Annotated in this window: 9 protein-coding genes; 5 read left to right on the top strand and 4 right to left on the bottom strand. The window is 73.2% G+C overall.

The window, feature by feature from the left end:
- Positions 1 to 88 precede the first annotated feature (88 nt).
- Positions 89 to 2,287 (top strand): 3-hydroxyacyl-CoA dehydrogenase NAD-binding domain-containing protein, encoded by a 2,199-nt coding sequence (locus FHS38_RS21290; RefSeq protein WP_184736127.1) that lies wholly within the window; start codon positions 89 to 91, stop codon positions 2,285 to 2,287.
- A gap of 315 nt (positions 2,288 to 2,602) precedes the next feature.
- Here FHS38_RS21290 and FHS38_RS21285 read toward each other — a convergent pair whose 3' ends face one another.
- On the bottom strand, positions 2,603 to 3,343 hold the full coding sequence (locus FHS38_RS21285) for a MerR family transcriptional regulator (RefSeq protein WP_184735739.1): 741 nt from the start codon (positions 3,341 to 3,343) through the stop codon (positions 2,603 to 2,605).
- A gap of 153 nt (positions 3,344 to 3,496) precedes the next feature.
- Between FHS38_RS21285 and FHS38_RS21280 the strand changes: the two genes are divergently transcribed.
- Entirely contained in the window at positions 3,497 to 5,323 is a 1,827-nt protein-coding gene (locus FHS38_RS21280) for an AMP-dependent synthetase/ligase (protein WP_184735737.1), read from the top strand.
- Between the two features lie 68 nt (positions 5,324 to 5,391).
- On the opposite strand, the gene FHS38_RS21275 is transcribed toward FHS38_RS21280, so the two are convergent.
- Positions 5,392 to 6,924: a M1 family metallopeptidase gene (locus tag FHS38_RS21275; RefSeq protein WP_184735735.1), complete on the bottom strand. Its 1,533-nt coding sequence runs from the start codon at positions 6,922 to 6,924 to the stop codon at positions 5,392 to 5,394.
- Positions 6,925 to 7,123: 199 nt separating this feature from the next.
- On the opposite strand from FHS38_RS21275, the gene FHS38_RS21270 reads away from it, so the two are divergent.
- The gene (locus tag FHS38_RS21270; protein ID WP_184735734.1) at positions 7,124 to 9,109 is read left to right on the top strand and encodes a Xaa-Pro dipeptidyl-peptidase; all 1,986 of its coding nucleotides are present in this window, start codon (positions 7,124 to 7,126) and stop codon (positions 9,107 to 9,109) included.
- Between the two features lie 203 nt (positions 9,110 to 9,312).
- Here FHS38_RS21270 and FHS38_RS21265 read toward each other — a convergent pair whose 3' ends face one another.
- On the bottom strand, positions 9,313 to 10,266 hold the full coding sequence (locus FHS38_RS21265; protein WP_184735732.1) for an FAD-dependent oxidoreductase: 954 nt from the start codon (positions 10,264 to 10,266) through the stop codon (positions 9,313 to 9,315).
- A 69-nt stretch (positions 10,267 to 10,335) separates the two neighbouring features.
- Here FHS38_RS21265 and FHS38_RS21260 point away from each other — a divergent pair, with 69 nt between their 5' ends.
- Together FHS38_RS21260 and FHS38_RS21255 are read left to right on the top strand one after the other, a co-directional pair.
- Positions 10,336 to 11,367: an oxidoreductase gene (locus FHS38_RS21260; RefSeq protein ID WP_184735730.1), complete on the top strand. Its 1,032-nt coding sequence runs from the start codon at positions 10,336 to 10,338 to the stop codon at positions 11,365 to 11,367.
- Positions 11,368 to 11,431: 64 nt separating this feature from the next.
- Entirely contained in the window at positions 11,432 to 13,069 is a 1,638-nt protein-coding gene (locus FHS38_RS21255) for an ABC-F family ATP-binding cassette domain-containing protein (protein ID WP_184735728.1), read from the top strand.
- A 601-nt stretch (positions 13,070 to 13,670) separates the two neighbouring features.
- Here FHS38_RS21255 and FHS38_RS21250 read toward each other — a convergent pair.
- Positions 13,671 to 16,061 carry a Tex family protein gene (locus tag FHS38_RS21250; RefSeq protein WP_229822600.1) on the bottom strand — a complete coding sequence of 797 codons (2,391 nt, stop codon included), beginning with the start codon at positions 16,059 to 16,061 and terminating at the stop codon, positions 13,671 to 13,673.
- Positions 16,062 to 16,182 lie beyond the last annotated feature (121 nt).

Below are 16,182 nucleotides of genomic sequence, written 5' to 3'. Positions count from 1 at the left end.
CCAACGGCGAGGCACCGCCACGGGCCCCGGGCCGGCCCCCTTCCTTCTGTCCGGCGATCGAGGACAATTCCCCATGGAGAGCACCGACATGAGCGAGCGCAACACCATCCGCTGGGAGCGGAGCGACGACGGCATCGTCACCCTCGTCCTGGACGACCCCGACCAGTCCGCCAACACCATGAACAACGCCTTCAAGGCGTCCCTCACGGCGGTCGCCGACCGCCTGGAGGCGGAGCGCCGGGCGGAGCCGGGGTCGGTCCGCGGCGTCGTCCTCACCTCCGCGAAGAAGACCTTCTTCGCCGGCGGCGACCTGCGCGAGCTCATCGCCGCGACCCCCGCCGACGCCGGGTCCGTCCTCGACGCGAGCATGACGGTCAAGCGCGACCTGCGCCGGATCGAGACCCTCGGCGTCCCCGTCGTCGCCGCCGTCAACGGCGCGGCCCTCGGCGGCGGCTACGAGATCGCGCTCGCCTGCCACCACCGCATCGCCCTCGACGCCCCCGGCTCGAAGATCGGCCTCCCCGAGGTCACCCTCGGCCTGCTGCCCGGAGGCGGCGGCGTCACCCGCACCGTACGGCTCCTCGGCATCACCGACGCCCTGCTGAAGGTGCTGCTGCAGGGCAAGCAGTACGATCCGCGCCGGGCCCTGGAAGCCGGACTCGTCCACGAGCTGGCCGCCGACCGCGACGAGCTCCTCTCCAAGGCACGGGCGTTCATCGACGCGCACCCCGAGTCCCGGCAGCCCTGGGACGTCAAGGGCTACAGGATCCCCGGCGGCACCCCCGCGAACCCCCGCTTCGCCGCCGACCTGCCCGCCTTCCCGGCGAGCCTGAAGAAGCAGCTCGCGGGCGCCCCCTACCCCGCCCCGCGCAACATCCTGGCCGCCGCCGTCGAGGGCTCCCAGGTCGACTTCGAGACCGCCCAGCTCATCGAGGCCCGCTACTTCACGGAGCTGGTCACCGGGCAGATCTCCAAGAACATGATCCAGGCCTTCTTCTTCGACCTCCAGGCCGTCAACGCGGGCCGCAGCCGCCCGCAGGGCACAGCAGCCCCCCGCAAGGTCCGCAAGGTCGCCGTCCTCGGCGCCGGGATGATGGGCGCGGGCATCGCGTACTCCTGCGCCCGGGCCGGCATCGACGTGGTCCTCAAGGACGTCTCGCCCGAGGCGGCCGCCAAGGGCAAGGCCTACTCCGAGGGCCTGCTCGCCAAGGCGCTCTCCCGCGGCCGCACCACCGAGGCCGAGCGCGACGAACTGCTCGCCCGGATCACCCCGACCGCCGACCCGCAGGACCTCGCCGGCTGTGACGCCGTCATCGAGGCGGTCTTCGAGGACCCGGCCCTCAAGCACAAGGTCTTCCAGGAGATCCAGCACATCGTCGAGCCCGACGCGCTGCTGTGCTCCAACACCTCCACCCTGCCCATCACCGTCCTGGCCGAAGGCGTCGAGCGCCCGATGGACTTCGTGGGCCTGCACTTCTTCTCGCCCGTCGACAAGATGCCCCTGGTGGAGATCATCAAGGGCGCGCGGACCGGCGACGAGGCCCTCGCCCGCGCCTTCGACCTCGTCCGGCAGATCCGCAAGACGCCCATCGTGGTCAACGACTCGCGCGGCTTCTTCACCTCACGGGTCATCGGCCGGTTCATCAACGAGGGCGTGGCCATGGTCGGGGAGGGCGTCGACCCCGTCTCCGTCGAGCAGGCCGCCGCCCAGGCCGGTTACCCCGCCAAGGTGCTCTCCCTGATGGACGAGCTGACCCTCACCCTGCCGCGCCGGATCCGCGACGAGACGCGGCGCGCGGTCGAAGCCGCGGGCGGCGTCTGGGCGCCGCACCCCGCCGACGCCGTCATCGACCGGATGGTCGACGAGTTCGGCCGCACGGGCCGCTCCGGCGGCGCCGGCTTCTACGACTACGCCGACGGCAAGCGGACCGGTCTGTGGGCGGGCCTGCGCGAGCACTTCGGCCGGGATGGCGAGCAGGGTGCCGCGGTCCCGCCCGTGCCCTTCGAGGACATGAAGGACCGGATGCTCTTCTCCGAGGCGCTGGACACCGTCCGCTGCCTGGAGGAGAACGTCCTCACCTCCGTCGCCGACGCCAACATCGGCTCCCTGCTGGGCATCGGCTTCCCCGGCTGGACGGGCGGGGTGCTCCAGTTCATCAACGGCTACGAGGGCGGGCTGCCCGGCTTCGTAGCCCGTGCCCGGGAGCTCCAGGCCGCTTACGGCGACCGCTTCGAGCCGCCCGCGCTGCTCGTGGAGAAGGCGGAGCAGGGCGGCACGTTCCGCTAGAGCCTCTCCGGCGGATCATGGGCGCGCACCACCGCTGCGCGGCGGTGTCCTCAAACGCCGGACGGACCGCTATTGGCTGGGCTCAGCTGATATCAGCCCGTCCGGCGTTCGAGGACGCGCCCGCAGGGCGCTCGCCGCCGCAGGCGGCAACGACGGCCCGCAGCCGAAGATCTGCCGGCCGGGGGCCACCCCGGGTCCCCTGCCGGGGCACCGCGCCCGGCAGGCCGTGCGGCGGCGACATCCGGCCATCCGGGGCCGGCTGCCGGCGCGGTCCCGGGTCCGCGCCGGGCCACCGCTCATCCGGCCGGAGGGGCCCTAACCCGTACGGCCCGGCTCCCCGGCGGCGTACATCGCCCGCAGCTCCTGCTTGAGCGACCGCTGGAACGCCGTCACCAGGGCCTGGACCACCAGCGGCTGCATATGGGCCGACAGCGACTTCATCGCCTCGATGTTCTCCGGGTCCACCTCGCCCTGGAAGAGCCGCGTCAGCTCCCTGGCCGTGGAGCGGGCGTGCTCCAGCAGCACCGTGCGGGCCGCGAGGATCGTCTCCAGCGCGATCGGCACGTCCAGCAGCCGCACCCCCAGCTGCAGCAGCCCCGGGTCCACCCGGAACGTGTCCTCGTCGCCGCTGCCACCTTCACGCGCGGCCGGACGCTCCAGGACGTTCAGCGCGGTCAGCCGGTCGATGTCCTCCTCGGCCAGCGCCCGCCCGGCCCGTCGCTCCAGCTGGGCGCGGGTGGCCTCCTCCGCCTTGTCCGGCAGCCAGGACGCCACCAGCGCCCGGTGGATGGCCAGGTCGTGCGCGCTCAGGTCCGGCGGGAGCTGCCGCACGTAGCGTTCGATGGCGGCGAGCGTCAGCCCCTGGTGCTGCAACTCCTCGATCAGCGCCAGCCGGGACAGATGGTCCGGGCCGTAGTGCCCGACCCGGCGGGGCCCGATCTCCGGCGGGGGCAGCAGACCGCGGGTGCTGTAGAAGCGGACCGTCCGGACGGTGACCCCGGCGCGGGCGGCCAACTCGTCGACGGTGAGGGTGGGATCCCCGGTATCCGTGGCCATCGGCGGCGCCTCGCTCTCTCTTCCGGCTCTGATGCGGTATCCGTCCGGCTCAATCGAGTTCAACAGTATTGCTGTGCCACCACCACTGTGAAACCTTCCCTCTCGACCGGTCGTCAGCCCAAGGCCCACGGACACCTTCACCTGGAGGCCGCATTGACCACGCCCCCGCGCCGTCGACTCCCCGCCGCACCGGACGAACTCACCCTCCCCGCGCTGCTGCTGCGCAACGCCACGGACTACCCCGAACTCCCCGCCCTGACCTGGCGCGATCCCGGCGGTGCCGAACCGCGCACGCTCACCTGGGCCCGCGCCCGCGCCCAGGTCGCCGACCTCGCCGCGGGCTACGCCGCGCTCGGCGTCGGGCGCGGCGACCATGTGCTGATGATGATGGGCAACCGGCCCGAACACTGGCTCAGCGACCTCGCCCTCGTCCACCTCGGCGCCGTCCCCGTCTCGGTCTACGGCACCTCCTCGCCCGAGCAGATCGCCCATATCGCCCGGCACAGCCGGGCCCGGCTGGCCGTGCTCGAAGGGGCGGGCGAGCTGGCCCGCTGGGAGCCGCTGACCGACGACGACACGGTCCCCTTGGAGAAGCTGCTGGTCGTCGACCCCACGGCGGTCGGGCGGCACACCCCGTACGCGACGCTCACCGCGCGGCAGGCGGCGCCGCACGACGGCGCGGCCTTCGACAAGGCCTGGCGGGAGGTGCGCCCCACCGACCCGGTGACCGTCGTCTACACCTCGGGGACCACCGGCGACCCCAAGGGCGTGGTGATCACCCATCGCGGTGTCCTGCTCGACTGCGTCGGCATCGACCGCGCGGTCGACCTCCCCGAGCACGTCGAGCACCTCTGCTACCTGCCCTTCGCGCACATCGCCGAACGGGTGCTCGGCATCTACCTCCCCCTCCTGCGGGCCGGGCACGTCCACCTCTGCGACGACCCGGCCACCGTCGCCGCCCGGGCGCGCGAGCTGCGCCCGGCGGAGTTCTTCGGGGTGCCACGGGTGTGGGAGAAGCTGACCGCGTCCGTACGGGCCGCGCTGGAGAGCCTGCCGGAGGAGCGGCGGCGGGTGATCGAGGCGGCGGGCGGGACGGCCCGCGCGTACGTCGCGCACCGGGCGCGGGGCGAGGAGCCGCCGGCCGCGCTGGCGGCCGCGTACGAGGCGGCCCGGCAGCAGGTGATCGTTCCGCTGCTGGCCCTGGCGGGCCTGGACCGGCTGGTGTGGGCCGGCAGCGCCACCGCGCCGATGCCCGGGGAAGTCGTCGACTTCTGGACCGGGTTCGGCATCGTGATCATGGACGGGTGGGGGCTGACCGAGACCTCGGGCGTGGTGACTCTCAACGCGCCGACGCGCTTCCGCCTCGGTTCCGTGGGCCGCCCGCTCGACGGGGTGGAGGTGCGGACGGCCGCCGACGGCGAGCTCGAGGTGCGCGGCGAGATCGTCTGCGCCGGATATCTGCGGGCGGACGGGTCGGTGGAGAGCGCGACCGACGCCGAGGGATGGTTCGCCACCGGCGACATCGGGCGGATCGACGAGGACGGCTACGTCTGGGTCGTCGACCGCAAGAAGGAGATCATCGTGACCTCGACGGGCAAGAACGTCTCGCCCGCGCTCGTCGAGAACGCCCTCAAGGAACACCCGCTCGTCGGCCAGGCGTTCGTCCACGGCGACGGGCGGTCCTACCTCGTCGCCCTGCTCGTCCTCGACGCCGAGCTGACCCCCTCCTGGGCCGCCCGGCACGGCATCGACGCCGACCCGGCCGCGCTGGCCGGCCACCCGGCCGTACGGGCGGAGATCGACCGGGCCGTGGCGGCGGCCAACGCGCGGCTGAACCGCACCGAGCAGATCAAGCGCTACCGGCTGCTCACCCGCGAGTGGGGCCCGGAGACGGGCGAGCTGACGCCCTCGCTCAAGCTGCGGCGGCGGGTCGTGCGGGAGAAGTACGCCGAGGAGATCGAGGAGCTGTACGCCCCGTGAGCGCGACGGCGGCCCGTCACCCCGCACCCGCGGGGTGACGGGCCGCCCATCGGCAACCGACCGGTGGATCAGTGCTTGTGCGCGCTCTGCGCGGACTGGATCTTCTTCCACGACTTGGGCTCGGCGACCTTGCCGGACCGGTCGGCCGACACGCCCTTGCCGGCCTTGCCCGTGGCGGCGGCCTTGCCGATGCCCGCCTTCGCGGCGCTCGCCTGCGAGGGCTTCGACGTGGTGAACAGCCAGGTGTCGAAGAGCTTCTGGAGCGGCTTGCCCGACGCCTTCTCCGCGAACTTCACGAAGTCCTGGACCGAGGCGTTGCCGAACTTGTTCGCCGTCGGCCAGTCCTTGAGGATCGCGAAGAACGCCTTGTCGCCCACCGTGTTGCGCAGCGCCTGGAGGGCGACCGCACCACGGTTGTAGACGGCGGTGTGGAACTGGTTCTCCGCACCCGGGTCGCCCGGCTTGACCTTCCAGAAGGCGTTGTCGGCCGGGATCGACGTGTAGATGTAGTCGGCCAGCTCCTGGGCGGTGCCCTCGCCCTCCTTCTCCGACCACAGCCACTGCGAGTACGTCGCGAAGCCCTCGTTGACCCAGATGTCGCGCCAGTTCTTCACCGAGACGCTGTCACCGAACCACTGGTGCGCCAGCTCGTGCACGACCACCGAGGTGTTCGCGCCGTTCGCGAACTGCTTGGGGCTGTAGAACGGCCGGGTCTGGGTCTCCAGCGCGTATCCCGTCTGCACGTTCGGCACATAGCCGCCGGCCGCGTTGAACGGGTACGGGCCGAAGACCTTGCTCTCCCAGTCGAGGACCTCGGTGGTGCGCTCGACGCTGGCCTTCGCCGACGCCGCGTTGTCGCCCAGGTCCTTGCTGTAGGCGTTCACGACCGGCAGACCATTGGTCGTGGTGTCCGTCGTGATGTCGAACTTGCCGACCGCGAGGGTGGTCAGATACGTGGCCTGCGGCTTGGTGGCGCGCCAGTTGTAGCGCGTCCATCCGAGCTTCGAACTCTTCGACGCGAGGACGCCGTTGCTGATCGCCTGGACGTCGTCCGGCACCGACACGGAGATGTCGTACGTGGCCTTGTCCGTCGGGTGGTCGTTGCTGGGGAACCACCAGACGGAGCCCTCCGGCTCGCCCGCGATGGCCGCGCCGTCCGGCGTGCGCAGCCAGGCCGTGGATCCGTCGACCTTCACCTGGGACGGCACGCCGCTGTAGCGGACGACCACGCTGATCTGCTTGTCCTTCTCCAGCGGGGCGGCGGGGGTGACCTCCACCTCGTGGGAGCCGGACTTGGCGAACGCGGCCTTCTTGCCGTTGACCAGCACCTCGCTCACATCGAGCGCGAAGTCGAGGTTGAAGCGGGACAGCGTCTGGGTGGGGGTGGCGATCAGCGTCGCCGTGCCCTCCAGCTTGTCCGTCTTCGGCTGGTACTTCAGCCGCAGGTCGTAGTGGGAGACGTCGTAGCCGCCGTTGCCGGAGGCCGGGTAATAGGAGTCTCCGACGCCCGGCGCCCCCGGCGTGGCATCGGCTGCCGACGCCGGGATCGCCAGCAGCAGGCAGGCGGCGGCCGCGCTCGGAACGATGAGTCTGTGACGCACGAATCCTCCAACTCGTAAGGGAGAACGATCAATCACTCGCACCCTATGTACTCACTGTGGATGAGGCCATGTCCATGGCTTATCCCGACATGTGATCGACACGCGGCTGTCATCAGTGCGATCCCGGCCACCTCGTGAGTCCCGGTCCGAGCGCTCCCGCCCCTTCTGTACGGGAGTTGACTCACGCTACGGTCCGGCCGTGCCCAAACGCGCGCGGGACACCCGCATACCTTTGACAACGTTCGTCGTCGCGGCCCTGGCCGCCCTGCTCGCCGTACTCGTCCCGCTGCCGACGGCCGCGCACGCCGCGCCCGTGCCGGAGAGCGGACCCCGGGGCGGACAGAGCAGACCCGTCTACTCCTACGACCGCGCGGTGCGCGAGTCCGTGTGGGTCGACATCGGCCTCGACGGCGACGGGGACGGTCGCACCGACCGGGTCGCCGTCGACGTCATCCGCCCCGGCGAAGCCGCCGAGCGCGGCCGCCGGGTGCCGGTGATCATGGACGCCAGTCCCTACTACTCCTGCTGCGGCCGCGGCAACGAGAGCCAGAAGAAGACCTACGACGCCCAGGGGAGGCCCGTCGGGTTCCCGCTGTACTACGACAACTACTTCGTGCCGCGCGGCTACGCCGTCGCCCTCGTCGACCTCGCCGGAACCAACCGTTCCGAGGGCTGTGTCGACATCGGCGGCCGCTCCGACGTCCAGTCCGCCAAGGCCGTCGTCGACTGGCTGGGCGGCCGTGCGCACGGCTACCGCACCCGCACCGGCAACGACGCCGTCGACGCCGACTGGACCACCGGCGCCGTCGGCATGATCGGCAAGAGCTACGACGGCACGATCGCCAACGGCGTCGCCGCCACCGGCGTCGAGGGCCTGGAGACGATCGTCCCGATCGGCGCCATCAGCTCCTGGTACGACTACTACTTCGCCAAGGGCGCCGCGCTCTTCGGCAGCGGCCCCGACGGGCTCGCGAACGGCGTCGAGAGCCCCGAGGCACGCGGCCGCTGCCAGGCCGTCCAGCGCAAGCTCGTCGAGGGCGCACCGCGCAACGGCGACTGGACGCCGCTGTGGAGCGAGCGCGACTACGTCCCCGACGCGCACAAGGTCCGGGCCAGCGTCCTCGCCGTCCACGGCATGCAGGACCTCAACGTCCGCACCAAGCACTTCGGCCAGTGGTGGGACGCCCTCGCCGCCAACGGCGTCGAACGCAAACTCTGGCTCTCCCAGGCCGGACACGTCGACCCGTTCGACTTCCGCCGCGAGGCCTGGGTCTCCACCCTGCACCGCTGGTTCGACCACTACCTCCTCGGCTACGACAACGGCGTCGAGCGCGAGCCGATGGCCGACATCGAGGACGCCCCCGACCAGTGGCGCACCGACCGCGTCTGGCCGCCGCGCGCCACGGCCACGACCACGCTGCACCCCGCCCCCGGAACCACCCCGGGCGTCGGCACCCTCGGCCTCGCACCGGCGCCGCGCGGCGCCATCGCGGAATTCACGGACGACCCCGCGAAGAGCGAGCGCGACTGGTCGGCCCACATCGACACCGCCACACCCGACAAGGCCGGGTTCATCACGAAACCGCTCACCCGCGATCTGCGACTGTCCGGTTCCTCCCGGGTGAGCCTCACGGTCACCCCGTCCACCACCTCCGCCCACCTCTCGGCCGTCCTCGTCGACCTGGGCCCGGCCACCGTCCGCGACTACGCGGCCGCCGGGGAGGGCATCCGCACCCTCACCGACCGCACCTGCTGGGGCAGCACCGGCACGGGCGACAGCGCCTGCTACAAGCGGACGGAGGCCAATACGGCGCAGGTCGGCCACACGGTCTTCAGCCGCGGCTGGGCCGACCTCGGCCACCACGCGGACCTCACCCAGGGCAGCCCGCTGACCCCCGGCAAGCCGTACACCATCACCCTCGACCTGGCCGCGAGCGACCACGTCGTCCCGGCGGGCCACCGCCTGGCGCTGATCGTCGCGGGCACGGACCGGGGCCTCCTCCAACCCGCCTCCACCACCCCGCGGCTGACGGTGGACCTGCGCCGCACCACCGCCCGGCTCCCGCTCGTCGGCGGCTACGCGGCCTTCGCCCGGGCGACGGCGGGGTCAAACGACCGTCGGCCGCCGATGCCGATCGCCCCGGCACGCGGCCTGGGCATCCCGGCCCTCGACCACCTGCCGTAGGCCTGGCCGGCCGGTCTTGGCGTGTGGTGTCCGCAACCCCCGGACGGGCTTGGTCTTGGCTGAGCTCAGCCGCCAAGCCCGTCCGGCGTTGAGGACACAGCACAGCAGCCCGTCCGGCGTTTGAGGACGTGCCCGCAGGGCGCCCGCCGCCGCAGGCGGCAAGACGGCCCGCAGTCGGGGACCCGGCGCGTCAAACGGCACGGTCAGCCCTCGGAGAGCTCCGCCGCCGCCAGGGCGCAGCCCCAGGAGACGGTGACCCCGGCCCCGCCGTGGCCGTAGTTGTGGATCAGCCGCGCCCCGCCCGGCAGCCGGGCGGCCTCCAGCCGCACCCGGGACCGGGCCGGGCGCAGCCCCACCTTGTGCGCCAGGACGGGCGCGTGCGCGAGAGCGGGGTACACCCGGGCACAGCGGGCGACGATCGCCTCGGCGACGGCGGGCGTGGGCGTACGGTCCCAGACGTGGTCCAGGGCGGTGCCGCCGAGCACCACGCCGTAGGGCTGGGGGAGGACGTAGAGGATGTCGGCGGCGTCGTGGGCGGCGGCCGCGAACCACTCGGTCACCCCCGGATTCCCGACGACGACGATCTGCCCCCGCACGGGGTGCACGTCCGGGTCGGGCACCAGATCGCGGGCGCCGAGCCCGGTGCAGTTCACGACGGTCCCCGCCGCGCGGCCCGCCTCCGCGAGGGAGGCGACCGTACAGGCGGTGACCGTGCCGCCCGCGGCGGCCAACCGCCGGTGCAGATAGCCGAGATGGGTCGGCATGTCCAGCAACGGGATACGGGCGCGCAGCCCGTGCCCGTACCCCGCGGGCAACTCGCCCGCACCGGCCGCCCGCAGCCCCGGCACCCGCGCCGCCCACGGGCCGAGATCCGCCGGACCGATCTCCGCATGGGTGCCGGCGACCATGCGCACCCCGGTGTCCGCGGGCCGCGCGGCCAGCTCGGACATCTCCCGCAGCGACTGCAGCGCCCACTCCCCGGCCGCGGCCTCGGGCTCGATGCGGTACGGCCACCACAGCCCCCCGGCCACCGCCGACGTGGTGTCGACGGCCGGTTCCCGGCTCCACACCTCGACCCGCCGCCCGCGCTCAGCCAGCACGACCGCGCTGGTCAGACCTATGACCCCGGCACCGATCACGATCACGTCACTCGCCATGCGGCGACGGTACCCGCGAAATCCCCGGCGGCGGGCTCGAAGCGGCACACGCGGGGGAATACTGCGGGCATGGCGGAGTACGCGACCTTCGGGCTGGCGCCGGCGACGCGCGCCGGCGGTGTGCTGCCGGACGGCGGGTACCAGGCGCACCGGGACTTCCTGGACTTCATCGTCGACGGCCGGGCCCTGCTGGCCCGCCTCGCCGACCTCGACGCGGTCTCCCCGCTCGCCGCCGACCTCGGCCCGTCGATCTTCACCGCACACGTCCGCCGACTGCTGCTGGACGCCGAACCCCCGCTCGCCGACGGGCGGTACGTGCTCTACGGCTGCCCCGAGTGCGAGGGCCTGGCATGCGGCGCGGTCACCGCCGTGATCGAGCGGGACGGCCCCGACATCGTCTGGCGGGACTTCGCCTGGCAGACCGACGAGACCCCCGACCTCGCCCGCGACGGCTACCACGGCGTAGGCCCCTTCCGCTTCCGCGCCGGCGAGTACCGCGCCACGCTGGAACGGCTGCTCGCCGACGGCATCCCCGAGACGGCCGCCCGCCGGGTCCTGCTGGTCGGCGGCCGCGTCGCCGTGCTCGCCCGGCTCGCGGCGGCCCTGCGGTCCATCGGCGTCGGCGCGGAGATCACCCGTGACGCGGCGGGCGCGGCCGGCGAGGAGCTGCGCACGTACGCGGCGGTGGCCTTCGACCCGACGGTCGGCGAGGACGAGCGGGCCGCCGTCCGCGCCGCGTTCGCGGCCGCGGGATCCGACGCCGTCGTCGTCGAGCCCCTCGCGCCCATCGTCCCGCTCCTCGTCGCCCGTATCGAAGAGGCCCTCCAGCGCACCCCCGACGACCGGCGCCCGCTGACCGCCCTGACCGCCACCACGGCCGAGGCCCATGTCGAGGTGTCCGCCGCCTGCCGGGTCCGCCTGACCGGCTACCGCCTGGACCGCCTGCACCGGGTCCGCGCCCACGACCTCCTCGACGCCCGCCTGGAACCGGGCCGGCACACGGTGCCGCTCGACGGACGCCTGGGGAAGCGAGGGAGGGGCGGGACATTCGTGGTGGCGCGCACCTTCGGGGACGTGCGGGTGGCAAGGGTGGGCGGGTGAGCGGCGGGGCCCCGGGAAATCCGGTTCGGGAGGGACCGGCTCAGCGGCTAAAGTCGAAGGTCTTATGAGTGCCACTCTCGTCGCCAAGGACCTCGCCGCCGGACACGGCGACCGCACCCTCTTCTCCGGGCTCGACCTCGTCGTCGCGCCCGGCGACGTCATCGGTCTCGTCGGGGCCAACGGCGCCGGGAAGTCGACGCTGCTGCGCCTGCTCGCGGGCCTCGACACCCCCGAGGCGGGCGGCCTGCGGCTCAGCCCGCCGACCGCGAACGTCGGCCACCTGCCGCAGGAGCCCGAGCGACGGGACGGCGAGACGGTACGGGCCTTCCTCGCCCGCCGCACCGGGGTCGCCGAGGCCCAGGCCACGCTCGACGCCGCCACCCAGGCACTCGTCGACGGCGCACCGGGCGCGGACGACGCGTACGCCGTGGGCCTGGACCGCTGGCTCGACCTCGGCGGCGCGGACCTGGACGAGCGCGCGGCGGAGATCGCGGGCTCCCTCGGCCTCACGGTCGATCTGGACCGGCCCATGACCAGCCTCTCCGGCGGCCAGGCGGCCCGCGCCGGGCTCGCCTCGCTGCTGCTCAGCCGCTACGACGTCTTCCTCCTCGACGAGCCCACCAACGACCTCGACCTGGACGGCCTGGCCCGCCTGGAGAACTTCGTCACCGGGCTGCGCGCCGGCACGGTCCTGGTCAGCCACGACCGCGAGTTCCTCTCCCGCACGGTGAACAAGGTCCTCGAACTCGACCTCGCCCAGCAGCAGGTCACCCTCTACGGCGGCGGCTACACCGCGTACCTGGAGGAGCGCGAGACGGCCCGCCGGCACGCCCGCGAGGCGTACGAGGAGTACGCCGACACCCGCGCCGGGCTGGAGGACCGCGCCCGCACCCAGCGGAACTGGATGGAGAAGGGCGTCCGCAACGCCCGGCGCAAGTCCACCGACAACGACAAGTTCGGGCGCAAGCTCCGCGCCGAGTCGACGGAGAAGCAGGCCGCCAAGGCCCGGCAGACCGAGCGGCTCATCGAGCGGCTCGACGTGGTCGAGGAGCCGCGCAAGGAGTGGGAGCTGCGGATGGAGATCGCCGCCGCGCCCCGCTCGGGCGCGGTCGTGGCCACCCTGCGCGGCGCCGAGGTACGACGCGGCTCCTTCACCTTCGGCCCCGCCGACCTCCAGATCGACTGGGCGGACCGGGTCGCCATCACCGGCGCCAACGGCTCCGGCAAGTCCACGCTGCTCGCGGCGCTGCTCGGCCGGCTGCCGCTGGACGCGGGCGGCGCTACGCTGGGCCCGGGCGTGGTGGTGGGCGAGGTGGACCAGGCGCGCGCCCTGTTCTTCGGCGACGAGGCACTGCTGGCCGCGTTCGAAGCCGCCGTACCGGAGCTGGAGCCGGCCGACGTCCGCACCCTGCTCGCCAAGTTCGGCCTCAAGGCCGCGCATGTGCTCCGCCCGGCCGCGACGCTCTCCCCGGGCGAGCGCACCCGCGCCGCGCTGGCGCTCCTCCAGGCCCGCGGAGTCAACCTCCTCGTCCTCGACGAGCCCACCAACCACCTCGACCTGCCGGCCATCGAGCAGTTGGAGTCCGCGCTCGCCTCGTACAACGGCACGCTGCTCCTGGTCACCCACGACCGCCGCATGCTCGAAGCGGTCCACACGACGCGCCGCATCGAGGTAACGGCGGGCCGCATCGCGGAGCGCTGACGCGCTCAGCGCGGCCCGTCCCGAAGCGGCCGCCCGGCGGGCCCGCGTCGGAGCCCGAACGCCGGCCCCCGGCCCGGGAAGGCCCCGCCGGTCTCCACCGCCGGGGCCGGACGCCGTCGCGGCGGGAAGTTCTTGCCCCCGCCACACCATGGGGCCGGCTGACCACCAGCGTCGTGGTGATCGTTTCCGCCGCGGTGGTGAGGACCTCCACGTTGTGTTTCGGCGGTGCCGAACCCAGCCGTGGTGGCTGTGCGCCGTCGCGGCGGCAGGTTCTCGCCCCGCCGGGACAGGGGGCCGGCTGACCACCAGCGTCGTGGTGATTGTTTCCGCCGCGGCGAGGACCCCCACGGTGCGGCCCGGCGGTGCCGATCCGGCCGGGGCGGGTGCGCACCGTCGGTGTCTGCCGCTGTCGCGGCGGGAAGTTCTCGCCCCGCCGGGGCCGGCTGAACACCAGCGCCGAGGCGATCGTGTGGGGGTTCTCGCCGCTGCGCCGGAAACGGTGCGGCCCGGCGGATCGCCTACCGCCGCGACAGCGGGCGCCGTGGCTCCGCCCGGCCGGGACGGCGGGCGGCACCGTCGATGTCCGCCCGCCCGGCCAGGGCTACCGCTTCGGGTTCAACAGCCCCGCGCGGCGCAGTGCGTCCGCCATCGCGTCGTTCGCCGGGGCCGCCGCCTCGCGGGGTGTCGTGCCGCCGCGGCGCTGCTGCGGGGCGGCACGGCGGTCGCCGCTCCGGGCGCCACCGCGGGCGCCGCGCGGCTCGCGGGCGGCCGAGCCACCCGCACCCCCGCCGGACGGCGACTCGTCGTCCAACCTGAGCGTCAGCGAAATCCGCTTGCGCGGAATGTCGACGTCCATGACCTTCACCCGCACGATGTCGCCCGGCTTGACCACATCCCGCGGGTCCTTCACGAACGTCTTCGACATGGCCGACACGTGCACCAGACCGTCCTGGTGCACACCCACGTCCACGAAGGCACCGAACGCGGCCACATTGGTGACGACGCCCTCCAGCAGCATCCCCGGCGTCAGATCACCGATCTTTTCGACGCCGTCCTTGAACGTCGCCGTCTTGAACGCCGGACGCGGGTCCCGGCCCGGCTTCTCCAGCTCCCGCAGGATGTCCGTGACCGTCGGCAGGCCGAAGGAGTCGCTCACGAAGTCCGCCGGGCGCAGCGAGCGCAGCGTCGTCGTGTTGCCGATGAGGGAGGCGACCTCGCCACCCGTCGACTTGATCATCGCCCGCACCACGGGGTACGCCTCGGGGTGCACGCTGGACGCGTCCAGCGGGTCGTCGCCGCCGCGGATGCGGAGGAAGCCGGCGCACTGCTCGTACGCCTTCGGGCCGAGCCGGGCCACGTCCTTCAGCGCCCGACGGGACCGGAAGGGGCCGTTGGAGTCGCGGTGGGCGACGATGTTCTCCGCGAGGCCCGCGCTGATGCCGGAGACGCGCGAGAGCAGCGGCGCGGAGGCGGTGTTGACGTCGACGCCCACACCGTTGACGCAGTCCTCGACGACCGCGTCGAGGGAGCGGGAGAGCTTCACCTCGGACAGATCGTGCTGGTACTGCCCGACGCCGATCGACTTGGGGTCGATCTTGACCAGCTCGGCCAGCGGGTCCTGCAGCCGCCGGGCGATCGACACCGCGCCGCGCAGCGACACGTCCAGGTCCGGCAGCTCCTGCGAGGCGAAGGCCGACGCGGAGTACACCGACGCGCCCGCCTCCGACACCATCACCTTCGTCAGCTTCAACTCCGGCTGCCGGGCGATGAGATCCGTCGCGAGCTTGTCGGTCTCGCGCGACGCCGTGCCGTTGCCGATCGCGATCAGCTCCACGTCGTGCTCGCGGGCGAGCCGGGCCAGCGTCGCCAGCGACGCGTCCCACTTCTGCTGCGGGACGTGCGGGTAGATCGTCTCGGTCGCGGCGACCTTGCCGGTGGCGTCCACGACGGCGACCTTCACGCCCGTACGGAAACCGGGGTCGAGCCCCATCGTGGCGCGGGTGCCCGCGGGCGCGGCGAGCAGCAGGTCCCGCAGGTTCGCCGCGAAGACCCGGACCGCCTCGTCCTCGGCGGCCTGCCGCAGCCGCAGCCGCAGATCGATGCCGAGGTGGACCAGGACACGGGTGCGCCAGGCCCAGCGCACGGTGTCGGCCAGCCACTTGTCCCCGGGCCGGGCCCGGTCGGCGATGCCGAACCGCCGTGAGATCGCCTGCTCGTACGAGCTCGGGCCGCCGTCCTCGCGCGGCTCCTCCGGCTCCAGGTTGAGGTCGAGGACCTCCTCCTTCTCACCCCGCAGCATCGCCAGCACCCGGTGCGAGGGCAGCTCGGTGAAGGGCTCGGCGAAGTCGAAGTAGTCGGCGAACTTCGCGCCCGCCTCCTCCTTGCCGGCCCGCACCTTCGCCGCCACGCGCCCGCGCGACCACATGCGCTCGCGCAGCTCGCCGATGAGGTCCGCGTCCTCCCCGAACCGCTCGGTCAGGACGGCCCGCGCGCCCTCCAGCGCGGTGGCCGCGTCGGCCACGCCCTTGTCGGGGTCCACGAAGGCCGCGGCCGCCGCGAGCGGTTCGACGCCGGGGTCCCGCAGCAGTCCGTCCGCCAGCGGCTCCAGCCCGGCCTCCCGCGCGATCTGCGCCTTGGTGCGCCGCTTGGGCTTGAAGGGCAGATAGATGTCCTCCAGCCGCGCCTTGGAGTCCGCCTCGCGGATCCGCGCCTCCAGCGACTCGTCCAGCTTGCCCTGCGACCGCACGGACTCCAGGACCGCCGTCCGCCGGTCCTCCAGCTCCCGCAGGTACCGCAGCCGCTCCTCGAGGGCGCGCAGCTGCGCGTCGTCGAGCATCTCGGTCGCTTCCTTGCGGTAACGGGCGATGAACGGCACGGTCGACCCGCCGTCGAGCAAGTCGACGGCCGCCTTCACCTGCCGCTCCCGCACGCCGAGCTCCTCGGCGATCCTGCCTGCGATCCTGCCTTCGGTCGACGTACCAGCTGCCGTCACGATCACGCTCCGCTTTCTCTTCGAGCTGCGATCTGCATTGTGGCAGGTACCGCCGACAGCGCCGCCCGCCGCCGCGCGTTCCTTCGCGCGCGGCGGCGGGCGGCGGCCTCCGGGCCTTGCG

The sequence above is a fragment of the Streptomyces netropsis genome (assembly GCF_014203545.1).
Taxonomy (GTDB): domain Bacteria; phylum Actinomycetota; class Actinomycetes; order Streptomycetales; family Streptomycetaceae; genus Streptomyces; species Streptomyces netropsis.
Note: the sequence above shows the minus strand (reverse complement) of the source record. Positions and strands in the feature narration are given on the sequence as shown.

Coding starts and splice junctions, on each gene's coding strand:
- FHS38_RS21255 (WP_184735728.1), top strand. CDS start 11,432: ATGAGTGCCACTCTCGTCGCCAAGGACCTCGCCGCCGGACACGGCGAC.
- FHS38_RS21285 (WP_184735739.1), bottom strand. CDS start 3,343: ATGGCCACGGATACCGGGGATCCCACCCTCACCGTCGACGAGTTGGCC.
- FHS38_RS21290 (WP_184736127.1), top strand. CDS start 89: ATGAGCGAGCGCAACACCATCCGCTGGGAGCGGAGCGACGACGGCATC.
- FHS38_RS21265 (WP_184735732.1), bottom strand. CDS start 10,266: ATGGCGAGTGACGTGATCGTGATCGGTGCCGGGGTCATAGGTCTGACC.
- FHS38_RS21260 (WP_184735730.1), top strand. CDS start 10,336: ATGGCGGAGTACGCGACCTTCGGGCTGGCGCCGGCGACGCGCGCCGGC.